Genomic DNA, 15,738 nt, shown 5'->3' on the forward strand with positions numbered 1-15,738 from the left:
CTCCGTGACCGCCACCCACGCGCTCACCGCCGAGGAGCTCACCCTCGCCTACGGCGACCGCACGGTGATCGAGGACCTCGACCTCGCCGTACCGGCCGGCCGCATCACCGGGATCGTGGGCGCCAACGCCTGCGGCAAGTCGACGCTGCTGCGGTCGATGTCGCGGCTGCTGTCGCCGCGGGCCGGGCAGGTCCTGCTCGACGGCAAGGCCGTGCACCGCACGCCGGCCAGGCAGCTGGCCCGCACGCTCGGCCTGCTTCCGCAGTCGCCGATCGCCCCGGAGGGCATCACCGTCGCCGACCTCGTCGGCCGCGGCCGGCACCCGCACCAGCGGGTGTTCTCCCGGTGGAGCAGGGAGGACGACGCCGCGGTGGCCGCCGCCCTCGAGGCGACGCAGACGGTCGCGCTCGCCGACCGCGCCGTCGACGAGCTGTCCGGCGGCCAGCGGCAGCGGGTCTGGATCGCGATGGCGCTGGCCCAGCAGACCGACCTGCTGCTGCTCGACGAGCCGACGACGTTCCTCGACGTCGCGCACCAGGTCGAGGTGCTCGACCTGCTCACTGACCTCAACCGCACCCGGGGCACGACGATCGTCATGGTGCTGCACGACCTGAACCTCGCGGCCCGCTACGCCGATCACCTGGTCGCGATGGTGGCGGGGCGCATCCACGCCGTCGGCACGCCGGGCGAGGTGCTCACCGAGGAGTGCGTCCGCGCGGTTTTCGGCCTCGACAGCCGGGTGATCGCCGACCCGACGTCCGGGGCGCCGCTGATGCTGCCGCTGGGCCGCCACCACGTCGGCACGCCCGCGGAGGTGTTCCCCCGCGGCTGAGCCGCCGCGGGTCAGTGCTCGATGACCCGGCCGGGTTCGAGGGCCCGCCGGGTGGCGGCCGGGTCGTCGAGGATCCGGTCCGGCGCCGGCGGGCGGTAGCGGTGGGGGTCGGTCTTCTTCTTCGGCGGCCGGTCGTTGGCCATGACGACGGCGATCCAGGGCAGCAACGTCCCCAGCACCGCGAAGGTGATCGCCAGCCACAGCACCTGGTAGAACGCCGCGGCGAGGACGACGCTCACCAGGCGCACGGCCATGGTGATGACGTACCGGCGCTTCCGGGCGGCGTGCTGGTCGGCGAGGCTCGGCGCCGCCTCGGTGATCAGGACCGGCTCTGCCCGCCGGAGTCGTGCGAACTGCTCGCTGGAGGCCACGAGTGCCCTTCCCTGAAACCGGCCGGGGGTGGTGGCGAGGAGTCGGCGAGCATGTCCGTCGGCCCCGGAGCCCCGGCTCCTGGGCCCATCGTGCCACCGGATCGCGCACGATGCAGGTGCCTGCCGAGGGCTCTCCGCAGGGTCCGGTCAGGAGCCGGCGGCGGCCTTCGTGGCCTGCTTCTTCTCCTGCTTGGTGCGGCGCACCTCGGCCAGCGACCCGGGGCCGGTGACGTCGGCGACCGAGCGGCGCGCACCCTCCTCGCCGTACTCACCGGCGGCCTCGCGCCAGCCCGGCGGGGTGACCCCGTGCTGCTTGCCGAGCAGCGCGACGAGGATCTTCGCCTTCTGGGCGCCGAACCCCGGCAGCTCCCCCACCCGCTTGAGCAGCGCCCTGCCGTCCGGGACGTCGGCCCACAGCGCCTCGGCCCGCCCGTCGTAGCGCTCGACCAGCAGCCGGCACACCGCCTGGGCGCGGGCGGCCATCGACCCCGGGTAGCGGTGCACCGCGGGCGGGCCCTGGAACCAGGCGGCCACCTGCTCGGGATCGGCGTCGGCGAGCTGCGCCGCCGACAGCGTGTCCACGCCCATCCGGTCGGCGAGCAGCCGTGGGCCGGCGAACGCCCGCTCCATCGGGAACTGCTGGTCCAGGAGCATGGCAAGCACGACGGCGAGCGAGTCACGGCTCAGAAGCTCGTCGGCGGCGGCGTCCTGGGCGATGCACAACTGAGGCACGCCGGCAGTGTGCCGCAGGGAGCGAGGTGCCGACGCCGCGGCATGTCGCAGTTCACTCCTCGATCTGTCGGCGGATCAGCCGATGTCACCGGCCGGGGCGGAGCCCTCCGCCCCCTCATCCGAGCCTCCCCGGTAGCGGCCGGGGCCGCTTGGTGGCTCCCGGTTGTCAGCGGCCCCAGCCCATCGCGCTCGGGTTGGTCTCCTCGCCGAGCGACCACCACGCGAGCTGCCCGGGGGCCAGGGTCAGATGGGCGAACTCGGTCTGGCCCGGGAGACGCGCCCTGAGCGTCACGAACTGGTTGCTCGCCCGGGCTGTCTCTATCTCCCCGGCGCGACTGGTCAGATCGACGGAGTCTTCCAGCTCCCAGACGAGATCCGTCCCGGCCATCCGCAGAATCTTCGGCATCTCTCAGCCAATCAGTCGCAGAACTCACAGCACCAGCCGGGCATCATGCCCGCCACCGCGGGGATCGGACAGCTCAATCTCGAGCGGTTCGCCCCCGCCCCGAGAACCATCAGAGACGTATGGCGCGGTCATCCGGCATCCTGAGTGCGAGAAGACACACGACCCGGCCCCACGCGCGTGGTACAGCACGGCACGCCAGGGCCTCCGGCCTGGGCCCTCAGCGGCGTTTGCGGACCGAGTGTCGCAACTGCAGGATGCGTGCGCTGCCGAGGATGAGGGTGAGCAGGATTCCGCCGACCGCGGCGATGAGCAGCATGAGTGCAAGTGAGGTACTGCCGGTCAGCCCGAGGAACGTCACCTGCACGGTGTGGGTGTTCTGGATCATGAAAATGATCAGGGCAACGGTGATCAGCGCGGCGGCGCAGACCCCGACCCAGACCCGGCCGGTGCGCGTGCCGCGTACTCGTTGGCGTGGCTGGGAGGAGGGAGGAGCGGGGTTTCCCTGCCCGGCCGACGCCTCACTCGGGGGAACCGGCGCCGCGTCGACGGGCACCGCGTCGGGGCTGGGGGCCGGGGTGGAGTTGGTGTCGGGATGGAGAAGGGACATGGTCCGCTCCGCAATGGTGCTGTCAGCCGGTTCGGTGGGCACCAGGGGGGAACGTCACTCGTGCCGGACAGGATGAACGCTACGCGCTTCCGGACTCGGCGACGGGACTTTCGGGCCCCGGATGGGAAGGGCAGTCGTGCGGGTCCTGGCGGACCTGTGTCGCGGACCTGTGTCCTCCACGCGCGGTCGTCCCTGCGGGCACGGTCGCGGGTCGACGGTCGGGAGGCCGGATTCAGTTGAGTGGGTGGCCGCCCTCGGAGTCCCACACTGCCGTCTCGACATCCCTCGCTGCCGCCGCCGCCCCCGTTGCGGCAGCCTGGTCGACGGCCAGCCGGTCGACGGCCGGCTGCGCGGGTGGGACCGGCGCCGCAGCCGGGCGCAGTGCGGCGAGCACCGCGGTGGGTGTTTGCCGGTTGGCGCGGTCGGAAGCGGCGGTGAAGGCTTGCCGGGCGGCTGCCGCCGCCGTATCCGGTGGAACGACGAGCAGGTCGAGTCGGCCGCGGGTGGTGTCGCCGGTCAGGTCCAGCAGCTGCGGATCGATGCTGCGGAACCACCCGAGGCGTACGGTCCGGCCGTCCGCCGCCAACCGGCGGGGGGCGGCCTCCCAGGAGTCGGGGTTGTAGGCCACCCGGGTCACGCGGATTCCCCGGCGGTGCAGCTCCTGCACCAGACCCGGCAGTTCACCGCTCAAGCTGCGGGTCCGCGGCCACCATGCCCCGTCCAACGTGGTCCGTTCGGCGGGTGGGTCGATGAGCGCGAGCCGGACCAGGCCGGCGTCGCCGGCGGAGGGGGCCGGGTCGCCGCCCGTCCTCGAGCCCCTGCTCCCGGCGTCCACCGTCGGGTGCCCGGGCAGGCGCGTGCGCCGGATGGTCGTCATGACCGGTCGGCTCGAAGCGGATGGATCGTCTGGATCATGATGGGGCCCACCAGGGACCGCCGATCTCCCTCCGCCAGCGAAGGGGCTGGACGCCGAGCTGGCGTCACCGCTGACCCTACGCGCATTCCGACCTGAAGCGGCATCAGCTCGCGGGCCGGACCCGGAGTCGCCGACGTCGCGGTCGGGGTGTCAGCCGGCCCCGGTGGAGGTCACGTCGATCTCGACGCTGCGGGCGCCGGGGTGCCGGGCGACATCGCCCAGCGCGTCGCGCAGGACCGCGAGCAGATCCTCCACGACAGCCGGCGGCAGGGTGTCCTCCAGCAGTCCGGAGAAACGCAGCCCGGAGCCGGTCGGGGCCGAGCGCGGGTCGATCGGCGCGGCCGGTCCCGGAGCCGTACGCTGAGGAAGTCCGCGGATGCGGACCTGCCCCGGACCCGGCAGTGGCATGCACCACCGCTCGGGAGCGAGGCGCCGCATGACCGGACGATCACGGCACGGCATGCATGTAGTCAAGGTCGGCGCGGCTCCGGTCGCGGGTCCGGTGACTGCGGACCCCCCTCGTCGCGGAAAGCGCGCCTCCGTCAGCCTCCACCTGTCGACCGTGGTGCTGGCCGTCGCAGGCAGGCTGACTGCTGATACCGCCGGCCGGCTGCGGATGTTCCTGTCGATGTTCACCGTCGACGGTGGCCCCCAGGAACTGGTGCTCGACCTCTTGGATGTCTCCGCCGTCGACGGCGACGGGATGGCGCCGATCCTCGAGGCCGCCGAGGCGCTGAACCTGCGGGCGGCGTCCCTGCGGCTGACGTCCGCGTCCCCGGAAGTCGCCCAGTTCCTCGACACGCGCGGCTACCGCACGCTCGTTCCCGATCGACCGTCGCTCGTCCCGGGTGGGAGCGGAGCCCGCCCCGGCGACGACGACCCAGGCCTGTGGCCAGGCCTGCGATGACCACCCACGTCATGCCGCAACGGGCCGGCGGCACGCGGACGGGCTACGCCGAACTGTCGGCGCGGATCCGTGGCGCCGGTCTGATGGAACGGCGCAGCGGCTACTACCTGGCGAAGTTCACCCTCACCTGGGCCGCCTTCGGGGCGGGGTGGGCGGCGTTCGTTCTCATCGGCGCGACCTGGTGGCAGCTGATCACCGCCGCCGTCCTCGGTGCGCTGTCCACGCAGATCGCCTTCCTCGGGCACGACGTCGGGCACAAGCAGGTGGCCGGCTCGACGCGCGTGCGCTACCTGCTGGGTCTGCTGCACGGCAACCTCGCCGTGGGCCTGAGCATCGGGTGGTGGCTCGACAAGCACAACCGGCACCACGCGCATCCCAACCACACCGACCTCGACCCGGACGTGGCCCCCGCCGCCTTCCTGATCTTCTTCCCCGAGCAGGGAGCCGGCCGCCGAGGGGTGTTCGGCTGGGCCACTCGCCATCAGGCAATGCTGTTCTTCCCGCTGCTGATGCTGGAAGGCCTCAACCTGCATGTCTCCAGCGTCCAGGCGCTGCGCAGCCGCGCCGTGCGCGGTCGACGGCTGGAGGCCCTGATCCTGGCGGTACACATGACCGCCTTCGTCGTCGCCCCGTTCCTCGTGCTGAACGCGTGGCAGGCAGTCGCGTTCCTGGCCGTTCACCAGGCGGTCTTCGGCGTCTACATGGGCTGCTCGTTCGCGCCGAGCCACAAGGGGATGCCCACGCTGACCCCTGCCGCTGAGCGGGACTACCTCCGCCGCCAGGTGCTCACATCGCGCAACGTCCGCGGCGGGCGGTGGGTGGACCTGCTGCTGGGCGGGCTGAACTACCAGATCGAGCACCACCTGTTCCCGAGCATGCCGCGGCCAAATCTCCGCCGGGCCCGGCCGGTGGTCGCCGCCTTCTGCGCGGAGCGCGGGATCCGCTACTGCGAAACGGGGCTCCTCGCGTCGTACCGCCTGGTGCTCGGTCACCTGCACGGGGTCGCAGCCGACACGGGCCGTACCCCCGGATCGGAGGTCGCCCCGTTGGCGGGCGCACCGCTGAGCGGCTGAGCGCATGGACGTCACCACGGTCAACGACCGTCACCTGTACCGGGCCACGGTGGTGGTCAGGGATCCGCACGAACCGAGGGGCCGGGTGGAGATGCCCGACCGGATCGTCCGATTCGGTCCCGCGGGCTGGCTGACGGTCGTCCACCCTTCTTCGGACGGCGAGGTGCTGACGCTGTACCCGATCACGCAGGTGCTGGAGGTCTCGCGGCTGCGGGAAGTCGGGACGGCGACACCCGGACATGAGGCTCGCAGCCAGTAGCGATCTCCTGGTCCTCGCGCGCCTCGGCGTCCGCGTTCCGCCGCCCCTGCGCCACTATCCGGTCGATGCCCTCGGCCAGGCGTCGTTCTCGCGCCATCACGGCCTCCACACGGTCACCCGAGCAACCCCCAGCCACTGCCTGGGCAACCTCGCTCACCGATCGTCCTGCTGCGCATCCATCTCCACCACTCCGTCGAGCACGTCGCGCGCGAGCTCGCCGAGCGGCCGCCCCTCCCGGTACGCCCGGGCACGGAACTGAAGCAGCGCCTGCGCCAGGCTCACGCCCGCGCGGACGGAGACGACGCCGTGGCCTGGTGGACCTCGGCCCGATCGTCCAGGACCGCGAGCCTGTTGCCCGAACCGTGGTCGTCGGCCTGCAGGTGCAGCAGGAGCAGCGTGGCGGCATCGGCGAAGGACAGCGCCTCGGCGAGCTGCGCCGTCGGAAGCATCCCCGGGTCTCGCGGTACAGGTCGAGCACCCCGAGCCGGATGCCGCCCACCTGGAGGGGTAAGGCGAAGACCGCGCGCAGCCCGGCGGCCCGGGCTGCCGGCCCGAACTCCGGCCAACGCAGCGACTCCGCCTCGGCCAGATCGGGGACGAGTACCGGTCGCCCGGTCGTCGAGGCGTCCACGCACGGCTCCGCCCCGAACGTGAACTGCAGCTCCTCCAACTGCTGGGCCCCGCCGTCGCTCGCGGCCACGGTGCCCGCCGGCCCCTCGTCGGTCATCAACGCCAGCCCCACCCCGCTCACGGGCACCGCGCGGAGACAAAGCCCCACCAAGATCCCGGCCGAGTCAGCGGCGCCGCGGGAGTCCGCGAGGACGGCAGAGAGGATCTCCGCCACCCTCGTCGACGCCGTGACCATCGGTTCTCACGAGCCCGGAGGCCGGACGTCCCCGTCGCGACTGCGCAGCGTGACCGTGGTACCGCCCGGCTGAGAGTCCAGCGACATGTCGGTCAGCGCCCGCATCATGCCGAGCCCGCGCCCCCGGTGCGGGCCGGCCAGACCCTCGCGCCACACCCCGAAGTCCCGGACGAGGACGCTCACCCACCCGTCGTCGACCTCGGTGAGGACGTCGAAGAAGGGCTCGCTCGGGTGCTGGGCGTGCTCGATCGCGTTGCTGGCGGCCTCGCAGGCGGAAAGTAGCAGGTCATAGCACTGATCGCCGGACAGCGACGTCCCCTGCAGGAAGGCGTGCAACGCCCGCCGCAGCACGGGGAGCGAACTCGCGGTGGAGGGAAGGCGCCATTCGCGGCACCGGTCGGGGGCCGCCGGCGCGCCGGCCAGAAGAGAACCGTCCGTGCCAGGGGCCCGGGGCACGGTCCCGTTCTCGCTGCCGGTCCGCTCAGCCGAGGCGCTACCCATCGGGGCCGAGGTCACGTCCGCCTCCCCGCTACGGCGCAGGGCGGGAGTTGCCCGCTGAGCCGATCACCCGAGCAGATGGCCCGGTCGGGTGGGCGTAGGAGCGTCGAACGGCCGCGCACGGCCGGGTCCACTGCATGGCACACGTCGAGGAAGACACCGCGGCCTGCTTCAGCGCGCCGCATGATCAGCAACAACTCGCGGGCGAGGCGCTGCTCCCCCGCCAATGCCACGGCCCGGGCGGAAGGGCTTCCCCGACGTCCTCGGCGACCGCGCGCACGACACTCAGGCGTCCCACGCGCATGAGCAGAGAAGATCGTGGACACGCCCGGCCCTCCAGAATGGTGGTCGCCGGGTCCGGGGCGGCCAGACGAGCGGCATCTCCCGCTCTTACCTGCTCACAGTAGCCCCCTCAGCCCGCACCGAAACCCGATCGGCAGTTCCACCCGGCGCCGGCCGCTGTCGTGCCGCTCACCTCGGCAGGAGTAGATCGGCGCAGGGCGCGCGCCCTTGTCCGTTCCGGGCACCGGCGAGTTGCTCGGCGCGTGCAGAGCTCCGACGAGCGGGCCGGCGACGAGCACGAGGCCAGCGAGCACGCGAGCGCCCGACCCGAACCGGAGCACGTCGCGCACCAGCAGGCCTTCGAGGCGAACCGGCGCACTGTGCGGCGCCGTTCCGGCTCGCCGAGCACGAGCGTCAGGAAGTGGAGCGGTGGAGGCAGCCCTCGGCTCGGGAGTGCCGCCGAGCCGACGCCGGAAGAAACCGGCAGGACAACGGTGGCTCCGGGGCCGCCGGGTCGTCACCTCGCCCGGAGGCGTGACCTCGTCCGCCTCACATCCTCACTGTCAGGCGACGGGACGGAACGTGCCGTGTGCAACTCGCCGGGGGACCGGTGCTCCTGGAGGCTGACGGCCGTCCTGCCGTGACAGGCGGCCCCGCTGGCCGGTTGCAGAACCAGCGGAGCCTGACCGATGACTGCCTCCGGAGACAGCGATGGGCTGCTGGCCAGTAGGCGCCGGATCGCCTCGGATTGCGAGAGCGGCGGGCGGGGCCTTGTGATTCGGAATGTTCAGTCGACCGTGCCCGTACGGATCACGTCCTCGGCGACGAGGCGGAGCTTGACGTTCCGGTCACTACTGGCCCGGCGCAGCAGGTCGAACGCCTCCTCTTCGCCGATCCTGCGCAGCGCCATGAGGATGCCGATGGCCATCCCGATCCTGCGGTTGGTGGCGCTTTGGGGAGGATGCGCAAGGCGTACGGTTTGGACTTAGGAGCGGCATCGACGCTTCGGGGTGGCCCCGGACCCGGCGACCTGATCGGTCCTCCCGGGGAGAAGCTTGTGTGCACCTCTCGGCCCGTCGTCCCTCACCGCTCACCGTCCCCGCCAGCGCGACACGAGGCACGGGCTTCGAGCGCACGCCGTGACGCCCTTCCCGCACCGGTCCGGCACGGCGCCGAGCGGGGCAGCACCGGGGCGGAGCCATCGTGATCACGCGGCAGCAGATCCGATCGGTCATGGCGGACGGGGCCCGGCTGGTCGACCCGGTCGGGCAGCCGGTGGGCCGCATCGTGGACGTACAGCTGGACTGGCGGACGAGTCAGCCGGCTTGGGTGACCGTCGACTGCCCGCTGTGCAGCGCGGTCGGGGTCATCGTCCCGCTCGTCCGGGCGCGCCTGCTGGACGGATGCGTCCAGGTGTCCTACACGGCGGCCGACGTCTGCGGTGGCCCGCGGGGAGACGGATCCGGCGGCCGCCTGGACGAGCGGCGGGAGGATGAGCTCCGCCGGTACTACGCCGTCCTGGACGACGCCGCCCCGGCGTGGCCGGACGAGCCTCCCGCCCGGAGCGGAACCGCGATGCATGCAGCGACGTGGCCAGGACTGCCGATGGTGGGGGCTCCCAACGGCCATCGGCGGACCAATGGCGTCCCCACCCCCTCTCACCCTGCCGACGCCGGCCCCGGCATCCTGCCGTCGGTCGCGGGGCTCGACGTGCGCACCGGGGACGGCGGCCCTGCCGCGTATCCGTCGACGCTCTCCAGGCCGTGGCTGCCGGTGGCCACCTCCTCGGCGGGACCGCCCTGGTGGCAGCGCCGGCAGTGGCGCTGGCCGTCGCTGCCCGCGTCCGCTCGGGCGATGCGGGTGGAGCTCCGCCCCGTCCTGGACCTGACCGACCTTCCCGACGATGAAGTGGACGACCTGGTCCTGGCCGCCGGGGAGGCCGCCACCAACGCCGTCGAACACGCCCGCTTGCCCGCCCTGCCCTTCTTCGACGTCTCCACCGAGGTCGGTGAGCGCTGGGCCCGCATCATGATCCAGGACCACGGCCGCTGGCGTACACCGTCGGCCGGCGGCGATCGCGGCCGCGGTCTGGCGATGATCGGCGTCCTGGCCGACGCCACGCTCACCGTCGGGCCGCGGGGCACGACGGTGGTCCTGTGCAACCGCCCCGGGGCCGCCGAATGACCGGAACGCGCCATCGTCGGCCGGCCGGGCAACGCGAGGAGGTGGGTGTGGCGTCCAGACGGGTGGCCGAGGTCCTCCGCGCGGCCTGGGCCGACTGCCCCGACGGGAACGGCCTGCCGGGCAGCCTTGCCGCGGCCTGCACCCGCGCGCTGCCGGTCAGCGGGGTGGGTCTGGCGCTGATGACCGACGAGGGCCCGGCTGGGACGATCGCCGCGACCGACGGCGTGGCGGTCGAGCTGGAGCGGCTGCAGTTCACGCTCGGCGAGGGGCCGTGCGTGGACGCCTCGAAGACAGGGCGGCCGGTGCTGCAGCCGGATCTGGCACGAACGGCGCCGCCACGCTGGCCGGCCTTCGCCGGCGGTGCGCTTCAGGCGGGCATCCGCGCCGTCTTCGCCTTTCCTCTCCGGGTCGGGGCCATCCGGCTGGGCGTGCTGGACCTCTACCGGGACGCAGCCGGCCCGCTGTCGCCCGGCGAGTTGACCGAGGCGTTGTCGTTCGCCGATGCCGCGACTCTGGTGCTGCTGCACGCGCAGGCCGGCTCGCCCGGGCAAGGCGCGGTCCCGGTGCTCGACGACCGGGCCGAGGTGCACCAGGCGACAGGCGTGGTCTCCGTCCAGGCCGGGGTCGGCCTGGCCGATGCCCTGGTCCTGCTCCGGGCGCGCGCGTTCAGCGAGGACCGGTCCCTCGCCGATCTGGCCCGAGACGTCCTCGCCGGGGCGGTCGACTTCAGCAAGGCCGACGACGATGGTTGACAGCACGACGCGGTGGCCGAGAGACGGCGAACCGGGTCGACCGGGGCGGGAGGGATCATGGCGCGGGAACAACGTCTCGCCGAGGTCTTCGTAGAGCTCGCGGACACGCTGGTCGAGGAGTTCGACGTCGTGGACTTCCTGCAGATGCTCACCGAGCGCTGCGTGGAACTGGTCGACACCGACGCCGCCGGCCTGATGCTCGACGACCAGCGCGGCGATCTGCAGGTGATCGCCTACGCGACCGAGTCCGCCCGGCTGCTCGAGCTGTTCGAGCTGCAGAAGGCCGAAGGCCCCTGCGTGGACTGCTTCGCCACCGGTCAGGTCATCGCGAACGTGGACCTGACCGCCTCCAGGGGCCGGTGGCCGGTGTTCACCGAGGCGGCCCTGGCCAGCGGGTTCACCTACAGCCACGCGTTGCCGCTCCGGTTGCGGCGTCAGGTGCTGGGTGCGCTGAACCTGTTCAGCGTCGAGCCGAAGGCGCTGACCGACGATCATCTCGCCGTCGCCCAGGGCATGGCCGACGTCGCCGCCATCGGCTTGCTGCACGAGCGGGCGCTGCGCGATCAGGTCCTGCTGGCCGAGCAACTGCAGACAGCGTTGCAGAGCCGGATCCTGATCGAGCAGGCGAAGGGCGTGCTGTCGGCACGCGCCGGCATCGGTGTGAGCGAGGCGTTCAGCCGCATGCGGACCCACGCCCGGCGGACGGGGGAACAGCTCACGGTCGTCGCCGAAGCCGTGGTGGCCGGCACGCTGGAGTACCGGGACCTCCAGCCGGTACCGGGCACATCGTGAAGCCGACAGGCGGCGTCTGTTCCCGGGGCCGGTCGGCACCCCCAGGGGGCGGCAGCGTCCGGGGTCAGACGCGAGGGTCGCGCTGGGCGTCGGCGACGACGTCCTGGGCGATGTCACGGAGCTTGCGGTTGGCGACGTTGGACAGCTGGACGAGCAGGTCGAAGGCGGCGTCGGGCGAGATGCGGTGATCCCGCATCAGGATCCCTTTGGCCTGGTCGATGACCGCACGGGACTCCAGCGCCCGCTGCAGGTTGGCGGCGAGGTTCGCGGTGCTGGCGTACAGGTCGGCGTTGGCCAGGGCCACCGCCGCGTAGGAGGCGAAGGCGGTGGCCAGCTCCCGCGTCGTGTCGTCGAAAGCGGTCCCGTTCGTGCCGTAGAGGTTCAGCGCGCCGATGGTCCGCCGCTGGACCGGCAGCCCGGTCGACAGCGTATGGGTGACGCCGTGGCGGCGGGCGAGCCGGGCGAAGTCCCGATAGGTCGGGCTGTCTTCGGTGTTCTCGATGGCGACGGTGGTGCCGGAGAGGGCGGCGTCAACGCAGGGGCCGAACCCGGCCTCGTACTGGCGTTCGTCGAGCTGGGCGGCCAGCGAGCCGGTGAACACCACGGTGGCGACCTCGGTGCCGTGCAGGAGCGTGACCGACACCTCGGCCGCGCCGGGGATGCACTGCTTGGCCAGCTCGGCGACCCGGGCCAGCGTCTCGGACAGCTGTTGCTCACCGAGCATGATCTTGCTCAGCTCGGCGAACGCCGCTCGGGGATCACGCGGCATCTCGCCGCTGGACTCGGACGTGGCCACGACGGACTCCGCTTCGCGGACGGACTGCGGGATCGCACCTCGCGACAGTCCAGCTGGCGTCGTCGACGCCCCACGAGCAGACGGTCGGGACGAGAGCACCGGTCGCTTCGGAAAGCCACCGGGATCCGGTCGTCGGGACGGCGCCAACCCGCCGTGAGCATGGGACCGGCTCGTTGCCCGCACCCTACGCGCCCTGCAGCGTCGTGGAGCCGATCGGCCGCAGATCCAGTCGATCGAGGTCCTCACTCCACTACGTCCCCCGGGAGAGGTTCTCCAGTGCACGCCTCCACCGCTCCGGTCTGCCCGCTCACCGTCCTCGCCTGGCGCCTGGCGCCTGTCGGCCCTGCCCCTGAACGACCTCTGGTGGCGGTACGTCCAGCTCAGCGGAAGCCTCCGTCAGCGCGCCCTCGCCGGCTACCTCGGCGCGACCGCCGAGTGGCCGGACACCGAGCACAACGTCCTCGCGCACGCCCTCAACAGGACCTGTGGGAGATGAGGTGTTCCAGCCTGGCCCCCTACCGAGAGTGCGACGCGCTCGGGCCCGAGAGCCCTGCACAACTCCCGCTGGACCTGCCCGTCAAGCGTCCCGAGCACCCCTGAAGCCCACCTTCACGCCCGGTCAACAGTGGCCGCCGCCGTCGTGACCTCGACGCCGACCTCCTGCACGCCAGGGCGCTCGGCGCCACGGCTCGCCCGGAGCACTTCTGTTCCTCCTGACACATGCTGGTCGAGGAGCCAGCGGCCACAGCCCGCCCCGGATCACGGCCGGGCAGCTCGCCGCCTGCGGGGGAAAACCGCGGCCGGCCAGGTATGCGTGGAGATGAACCAGCGGACAGTGGGCCGTTCGGTACCGCGCGCCCTCGTCGGCGACAGCGGCGGCCGTCGTCCGGCTCTGGGTCTACCGCCATCGACCGGGCACGGCCGCGTCCCACGCGGGACGGCACTCAGCGGGTAGCGTCAGCGCGGACACGAGGGAGCACCATCGCCGCACACCGTGGACGCTGCGCAGAAGGCCACCTGGGATGCCCCTGCCGGGGCAACGAGACGATGCACGAGGAACGGTCCCGTGAGATCGCCGAGGCCCGCGCCCACTCTCAGGAGCCGGTCGACTGCCCCGAGTGCGGCGCTGCCACGACGCCGCTGGCCATCCTCACGTGGGGCAACTGCCGGGCCTGCCGCACCGCGCAGTCCCGCCTGACCCAGCCCCTGCGCTGGTGACCGGCGCCGGGCGCGGCCGGGCCGACAGGTGACGATCAGCCGTCGCCGGCCGCCCCGTGGCCGGGCATCCCGACCTCACGCAGATCGGTGACCGCCAGCACCCGGCCGGCCGGGTAGAGCTCGATCTCGGCGTCCGCGGTCGCAGCCGCCATCACGGTGAGCCAGCCGGGCGGCCCGAACCTGACGATCCTGCGGGGCAGCTCGATTTGACGAGACGGGTCCGTGGGGTCCTCGACCACCACCCGCCCCTGATACAGGTGCCGGTCGTTGACGGTGGTGACATCCATCCGAACAGCCTGCTCCGTGGACATTGGCACCTCGAACCGGGCAGCAGCTGGACCGCCTCGTTGAAGTTCGCCTGCCGGTTCGGGCCACCGGCTCGCATCGGGGAGACCCCGTACCCTCGCGGCTGCCGCTGTGCCTCTGCCTCGTTCTCGACCGGTCTCGGCGACGAGCCGGCGGCGCCAGGCCCCGTAGCGCGGTGAGGCGCCGAAGTCGTCGATGAGGAAGGTGGCCTGCTGGCTCGCGGCCCTCCTCCTCGCGCCAGGACTCGCGACTGCCTGAGCGCCAGTCGATCGGGCCACCCGCGGTGTGACGGCGCGGCGCCTCGGCAACGCCCCTCCCCCGCACCGCTCCAGCCGCGGTTGTCCCGAGCAAGCCGCGTAGGGCAGCTTTGGCGACATGGTCAGGGTCGGCCCCGCCGCCCGCTGCGTCGAACGGCGGGGCCTGACCGCAACAACCCCGCGGAAGCCGCCGCGGCTGCTGATCAGTGTCCGTCAGCTCCGAAACTGCGGCGATTCGGTGACAACTCCACACCGGGTCAGCTCACGGCGCCGACGAAGTCGACGAGGGGGTCGACCGCCGGTGGGAAACCATCGAGGCAGGCGCGGGTCGCGTCCACCCGCAGACCGACATTGGGCCGCGCGAGACCGTGCCGTCCGGTTGTGTCTCGTCCGCGACCTCTTCGGTTCGCGCAGGCGCGCACTCCTCGGTTGGCGGATCAGCCGATGTCACGCGGCCGGGCCGGAGAGGCCGAACCCGCGACCCATTCGCGCCCGACGGTCGCGAGGGGGCCGGCTGGGTGGTCGGAGATCAGCGGCCCCAGCCCATCGCGCTCGGGTTGTTCTCCTCGCCGAGCGACCACCAGGCGAGCTGCCCGGGGGCCAGGGTCAGATGGGCGAACTCTGTCTGGCCCGGCAGACGCGCCCTGAGCGTCACGAACTGGTTGCTCGCCCGGGCTGTCTCGATCTCCGTGGCGCGACTGGTCAGATCGACGGAGTCTTCCAGTTCCCAGACGAGATCCGTCCCGGCCATCCGCAGGATCTTCGGCATGTCTCGGCCAATCAGTCGCAGAACTCACGGCACCAACCGGGCACCATGCCCGTCACTGCGGGGAACGGACCGCTCCCCCTCGAGCGGTTCGGCCCCCGGCTCAGAGCCATCAAGGACGGTACTGCCCGGTCATCCGCCATCCGGAGTGCGAGGAGCCACACGACCTGTCCCTCCGGCCTGGGCCCTCAGCGGCGTTTGCGGACCGAGTGTCGCAACTGCAGGATGCGTGCGCTGCCGAGGACGAGGGTCAGCAGGATTCCGCCGACCGCGGCGATGAGCAGCATGAGTGCAAGTGAGGTACTGCCGGTCATCCCGAGGAACGTCACCTGCACGGTGGGGGTGTTCTGCAGCATGAAGATGATCAGGGCAACGGTGATCAGCGCAGCGGCGCAGACCCCGACCCAGACGGGGTATGGGAACAACTCGGGTGACGTGCGTCTTCGTGGTCCGTGTGGATCGGCGCCCCCCTCGTTCTTAGGACGCGGTGTCCTGGTCGTTGGAGCGCGGGTCGCTCCCGGCTGGAACGCCGACGGTCTCCTTGGGCTGTGTCAAGGATCTTGGACAGGTCCTCGGGGTTGATCACGCCGCGGCGGGTGCCGCGGTGCGGTAGTCGGTGAGTGCTTCGAACGGGGTGCGGTAGCCGAGCGTGGAGTGCAGGCGTCGGCGGTTGTAGAAGACCTCGATGTACTCGGCGACCGCGAATCGCGCCCGAGCTCGGGTGGCGAAGGACTGGCGGTAGTACATCTCGTTCTTCAATGCGGCGAAGAACGATTCGGCGGCGGCATTGTCCCAACACACACCGGTCCGCCCAAGGCTCCGTCGGATGTTATTCCTCGCTGTGAATGCAGCAAATTCGGCCGACGTGTATTGCGTGCCCCTATCGGAGTGGAAAATGGCGTCGGTCGCGACGTGTCCG

At 72.1% G+C, this 15,738-nt stretch carries 21 protein-coding genes and 2 pseudogenes; 8 read left to right on the top strand and 15 right to left on the bottom strand.

Annotated features, from left to right (window positions below):
- Positions 1-4 precede the first annotated feature (4 nt).
- A complete protein-coding gene (locus ACK586_RS13415) occupies positions 5-832 on the top strand; it encodes an ABC transporter ATP-binding protein (RefSeq protein WP_409330989.1) in 828 nt (275 codons plus the stop codon).
- An 11-nt stretch (positions 833-843) separates the two neighbouring features.
- Here ACK586_RS13415 and ACK586_RS13420 read toward each other — a convergent pair whose 3' ends face one another.
- From ACK586_RS13420 to ACK586_RS13440, 5 genes are all read right to left on the bottom strand, one after another.
- Positions 844-1,203: a DUF3099 domain-containing protein gene (locus ACK586_RS13420; RefSeq protein WP_409330990.1), complete on the bottom strand. Its 360-nt coding sequence runs from the start codon at positions 1,201-1,203 to the stop codon at positions 844-846.
- A 147-nt stretch (positions 1,204-1,350) separates the two neighbouring features.
- Positions 1,351-1,935, bottom strand: a complete 585-nt coding sequence (locus ACK586_RS13425; protein WP_409330991.1) for an HhH-GPD-type base excision DNA repair protein — start codon at positions 1,933-1,935, stop codon at positions 1,351-1,353.
- Positions 1,936-2,101: 166 nt separating this feature from the next.
- Positions 2,102-2,341: a hypothetical protein gene (locus tag ACK586_RS13430; protein WP_409330992.1), complete on the bottom strand. Its 240-nt coding sequence runs from the start codon at positions 2,339-2,341 to the stop codon at positions 2,102-2,104.
- 217 nt (positions 2,342-2,558) lie between these two features.
- Positions 2,559-2,990 carry a LapA family protein gene (locus tag ACK586_RS13435; protein WP_409330993.1) on the bottom strand — a complete coding sequence of 144 codons (432 nt, stop codon included), beginning with the start codon at positions 2,988-2,990 and terminating at the stop codon, positions 2,559-2,561.
- Between the two features lie 190 nt (positions 2,991-3,180).
- Positions 3,181-3,825: a DUF5994 family protein gene (locus ACK586_RS13440; RefSeq protein WP_409330994.1), complete on the bottom strand. Its 645-nt coding sequence runs from the start codon at positions 3,823-3,825 to the stop codon at positions 3,181-3,183.
- 601 nt (positions 3,826-4,426) lie between these two features.
- Here ACK586_RS13440 and ACK586_RS13445 point away from each other — a divergent pair.
- The 3 genes from ACK586_RS13445 to ACK586_RS13455 are packed head-to-tail and all read left to right on the top strand — an operon-like array spanning position 4,427 to position 6,103.
- Positions 4,427-4,771, top strand: a complete 345-nt coding sequence (locus ACK586_RS13445; protein WP_409330995.1) for an STAS domain-containing protein — start codon at positions 4,427-4,429, stop codon at positions 4,769-4,771.
- On the top strand, positions 4,768-5,844 hold the full coding sequence (locus tag ACK586_RS13450; protein WP_409330996.1) for a fatty acid desaturase family protein: 1,077 nt from the start codon (positions 4,768-4,770) through the stop codon (positions 5,842-5,844). The genes ACK586_RS13445 and ACK586_RS13450 overlap by 4 nt, the downstream gene beginning before the upstream one ends.
- A gap of 4 nt (positions 5,845-5,848) precedes the next feature.
- Positions 5,849-6,103: a hypothetical protein gene (locus ACK586_RS13455; protein ID WP_409331007.1), complete on the top strand. Its 255-nt coding sequence runs from the start codon at positions 5,849-5,851 to the stop codon at positions 6,101-6,103.
- Positions 6,104-6,256: 153 nt separating this feature from the next.
- On the opposite strand, the gene ACK586_RS13460 is transcribed toward ACK586_RS13455, so the two are convergent.
- From ACK586_RS13460 to ACK586_RS13480, 5 genes and pseudogenes are all read right to left on the bottom strand, one after another.
- Complete coding sequence (locus ACK586_RS13460) at positions 6,257-6,385, bottom strand: hypothetical protein (protein ID WP_409331008.1); 129 nt, start codon at positions 6,383-6,385, stop codon at positions 6,257-6,259.
- A complete protein-coding gene (locus ACK586_RS13465; protein ID WP_409331009.1) occupies positions 6,382-6,552 on the bottom strand; it encodes a hypothetical protein in 171 nt (56 codons plus the stop codon). Before ACK586_RS13465 ends, ACK586_RS13460 begins: the two co-directional genes overlap by 4 nt.
- Positions 6,553-6,566: 14 nt before the next feature.
- Positions 6,567-6,968: pseudogene (locus tag ACK586_RS13470) on the bottom strand (GAF domain-containing protein); the annotation flags it as partial.
- Between the two features lie 6 nt (positions 6,969-6,974).
- Complete coding sequence (locus ACK586_RS13475) at positions 6,975-7,469, bottom strand: ATP-binding protein (RefSeq protein ID WP_409331006.1); 495 nt, start codon at positions 7,467-7,469, stop codon at positions 6,975-6,977.
- 1,066 nt (positions 7,470-8,535) lie between these two features.
- Positions 8,536-8,685 (bottom strand): annotated as a pseudogene (locus tag ACK586_RS13480) (ANTAR domain-containing protein); the annotation flags it as partial.
- 266 nt (positions 8,686-8,951) lie between these two features.
- Here ACK586_RS13480 and ACK586_RS13485 point away from each other — a divergent pair.
- From ACK586_RS13485 to ACK586_RS13495, 3 genes are read left to right on the top strand one after another with little or no spacing between them, the layout of a single operon-like run.
- Entirely contained in the window at positions 8,952-9,932 is a 981-nt protein-coding gene (locus tag ACK586_RS13485) for an ATP-binding protein (protein ID WP_409330997.1), read from the top strand.
- A 47-nt stretch (positions 9,933-9,979) separates the two neighbouring features.
- Entirely contained in the window at positions 9,980-10,684 is a 705-nt protein-coding gene (locus tag ACK586_RS13490) for a GAF and ANTAR domain-containing protein (protein WP_409330998.1), read from the top strand.
- 57 nt (positions 10,685-10,741) lie between these two features.
- Positions 10,742-11,476: a GAF and ANTAR domain-containing protein gene (locus ACK586_RS13495; RefSeq protein ID WP_409330999.1), complete on the top strand. Its 735-nt coding sequence runs from the start codon at positions 10,742-10,744 to the stop codon at positions 11,474-11,476.
- Between the two features lie 64 nt (positions 11,477-11,540).
- On the opposite strand, the gene ACK586_RS13500 is transcribed toward ACK586_RS13495, so the two are convergent.
- The gene (locus tag ACK586_RS13500; RefSeq protein ID WP_409331000.1) at positions 11,541-12,272 is read right to left on the bottom strand and encodes a GAF and ANTAR domain-containing protein; all 732 of its coding nucleotides are present in this window, start codon (positions 12,270-12,272) and stop codon (positions 11,541-11,543) included.
- Between the two features lie 1,047 nt (positions 12,273-13,319).
- Here ACK586_RS13500 and ACK586_RS13505 point away from each other — a divergent pair.
- A complete protein-coding gene (locus ACK586_RS13505; protein ID WP_409331001.1) occupies positions 13,320-13,490 on the top strand; it encodes a hypothetical protein in 171 nt (56 codons plus the stop codon).
- 35 nt (positions 13,491-13,525) lie between these two features.
- Here the strand turns inward: ACK586_RS13505 and ACK586_RS13510 are convergent, their stop codons facing one another.
- The 4 genes from ACK586_RS13510 to ACK586_RS13525 form a co-directional block, all read right to left on the bottom strand.
- Positions 13,526-13,777 carry a hypothetical protein gene (locus ACK586_RS13510; RefSeq protein ID WP_409331002.1) on the bottom strand — a complete coding sequence of 84 codons (252 nt, stop codon included), beginning with the start codon at positions 13,775-13,777 and terminating at the stop codon, positions 13,526-13,528.
- An 805-nt stretch (positions 13,778-14,582) separates the two neighbouring features.
- Positions 14,583-14,822 carry a hypothetical protein gene (locus ACK586_RS13515; protein ID WP_409331003.1) on the bottom strand — a complete coding sequence of 80 codons (240 nt, stop codon included), beginning with the start codon at positions 14,820-14,822 and terminating at the stop codon, positions 14,583-14,585.
- Positions 14,823-15,007: 185 nt separating this feature from the next.
- A complete protein-coding gene (locus ACK586_RS13520; protein WP_409331004.1) occupies positions 15,008-15,175 on the bottom strand; it encodes a LapA family protein in 168 nt (55 codons plus the stop codon).
- A 226-nt stretch (positions 15,176-15,401) separates the two neighbouring features.
- Positions 15,402-15,738: integrase core domain-containing protein (locus tag ACK586_RS13525; RefSeq protein ID WP_409331005.1), on the bottom strand; the 337-nt coding region annotated here is incomplete at its 5' end.

It is taken from the genome of Trujillonella humicola (assembly GCF_046233715.1).
GTDB classification, from domain to species: Bacteria; Actinomycetota; Actinomycetes; order Mycobacteriales; family Geodermatophilaceae; genus Trujillonella; species Trujillonella humicola.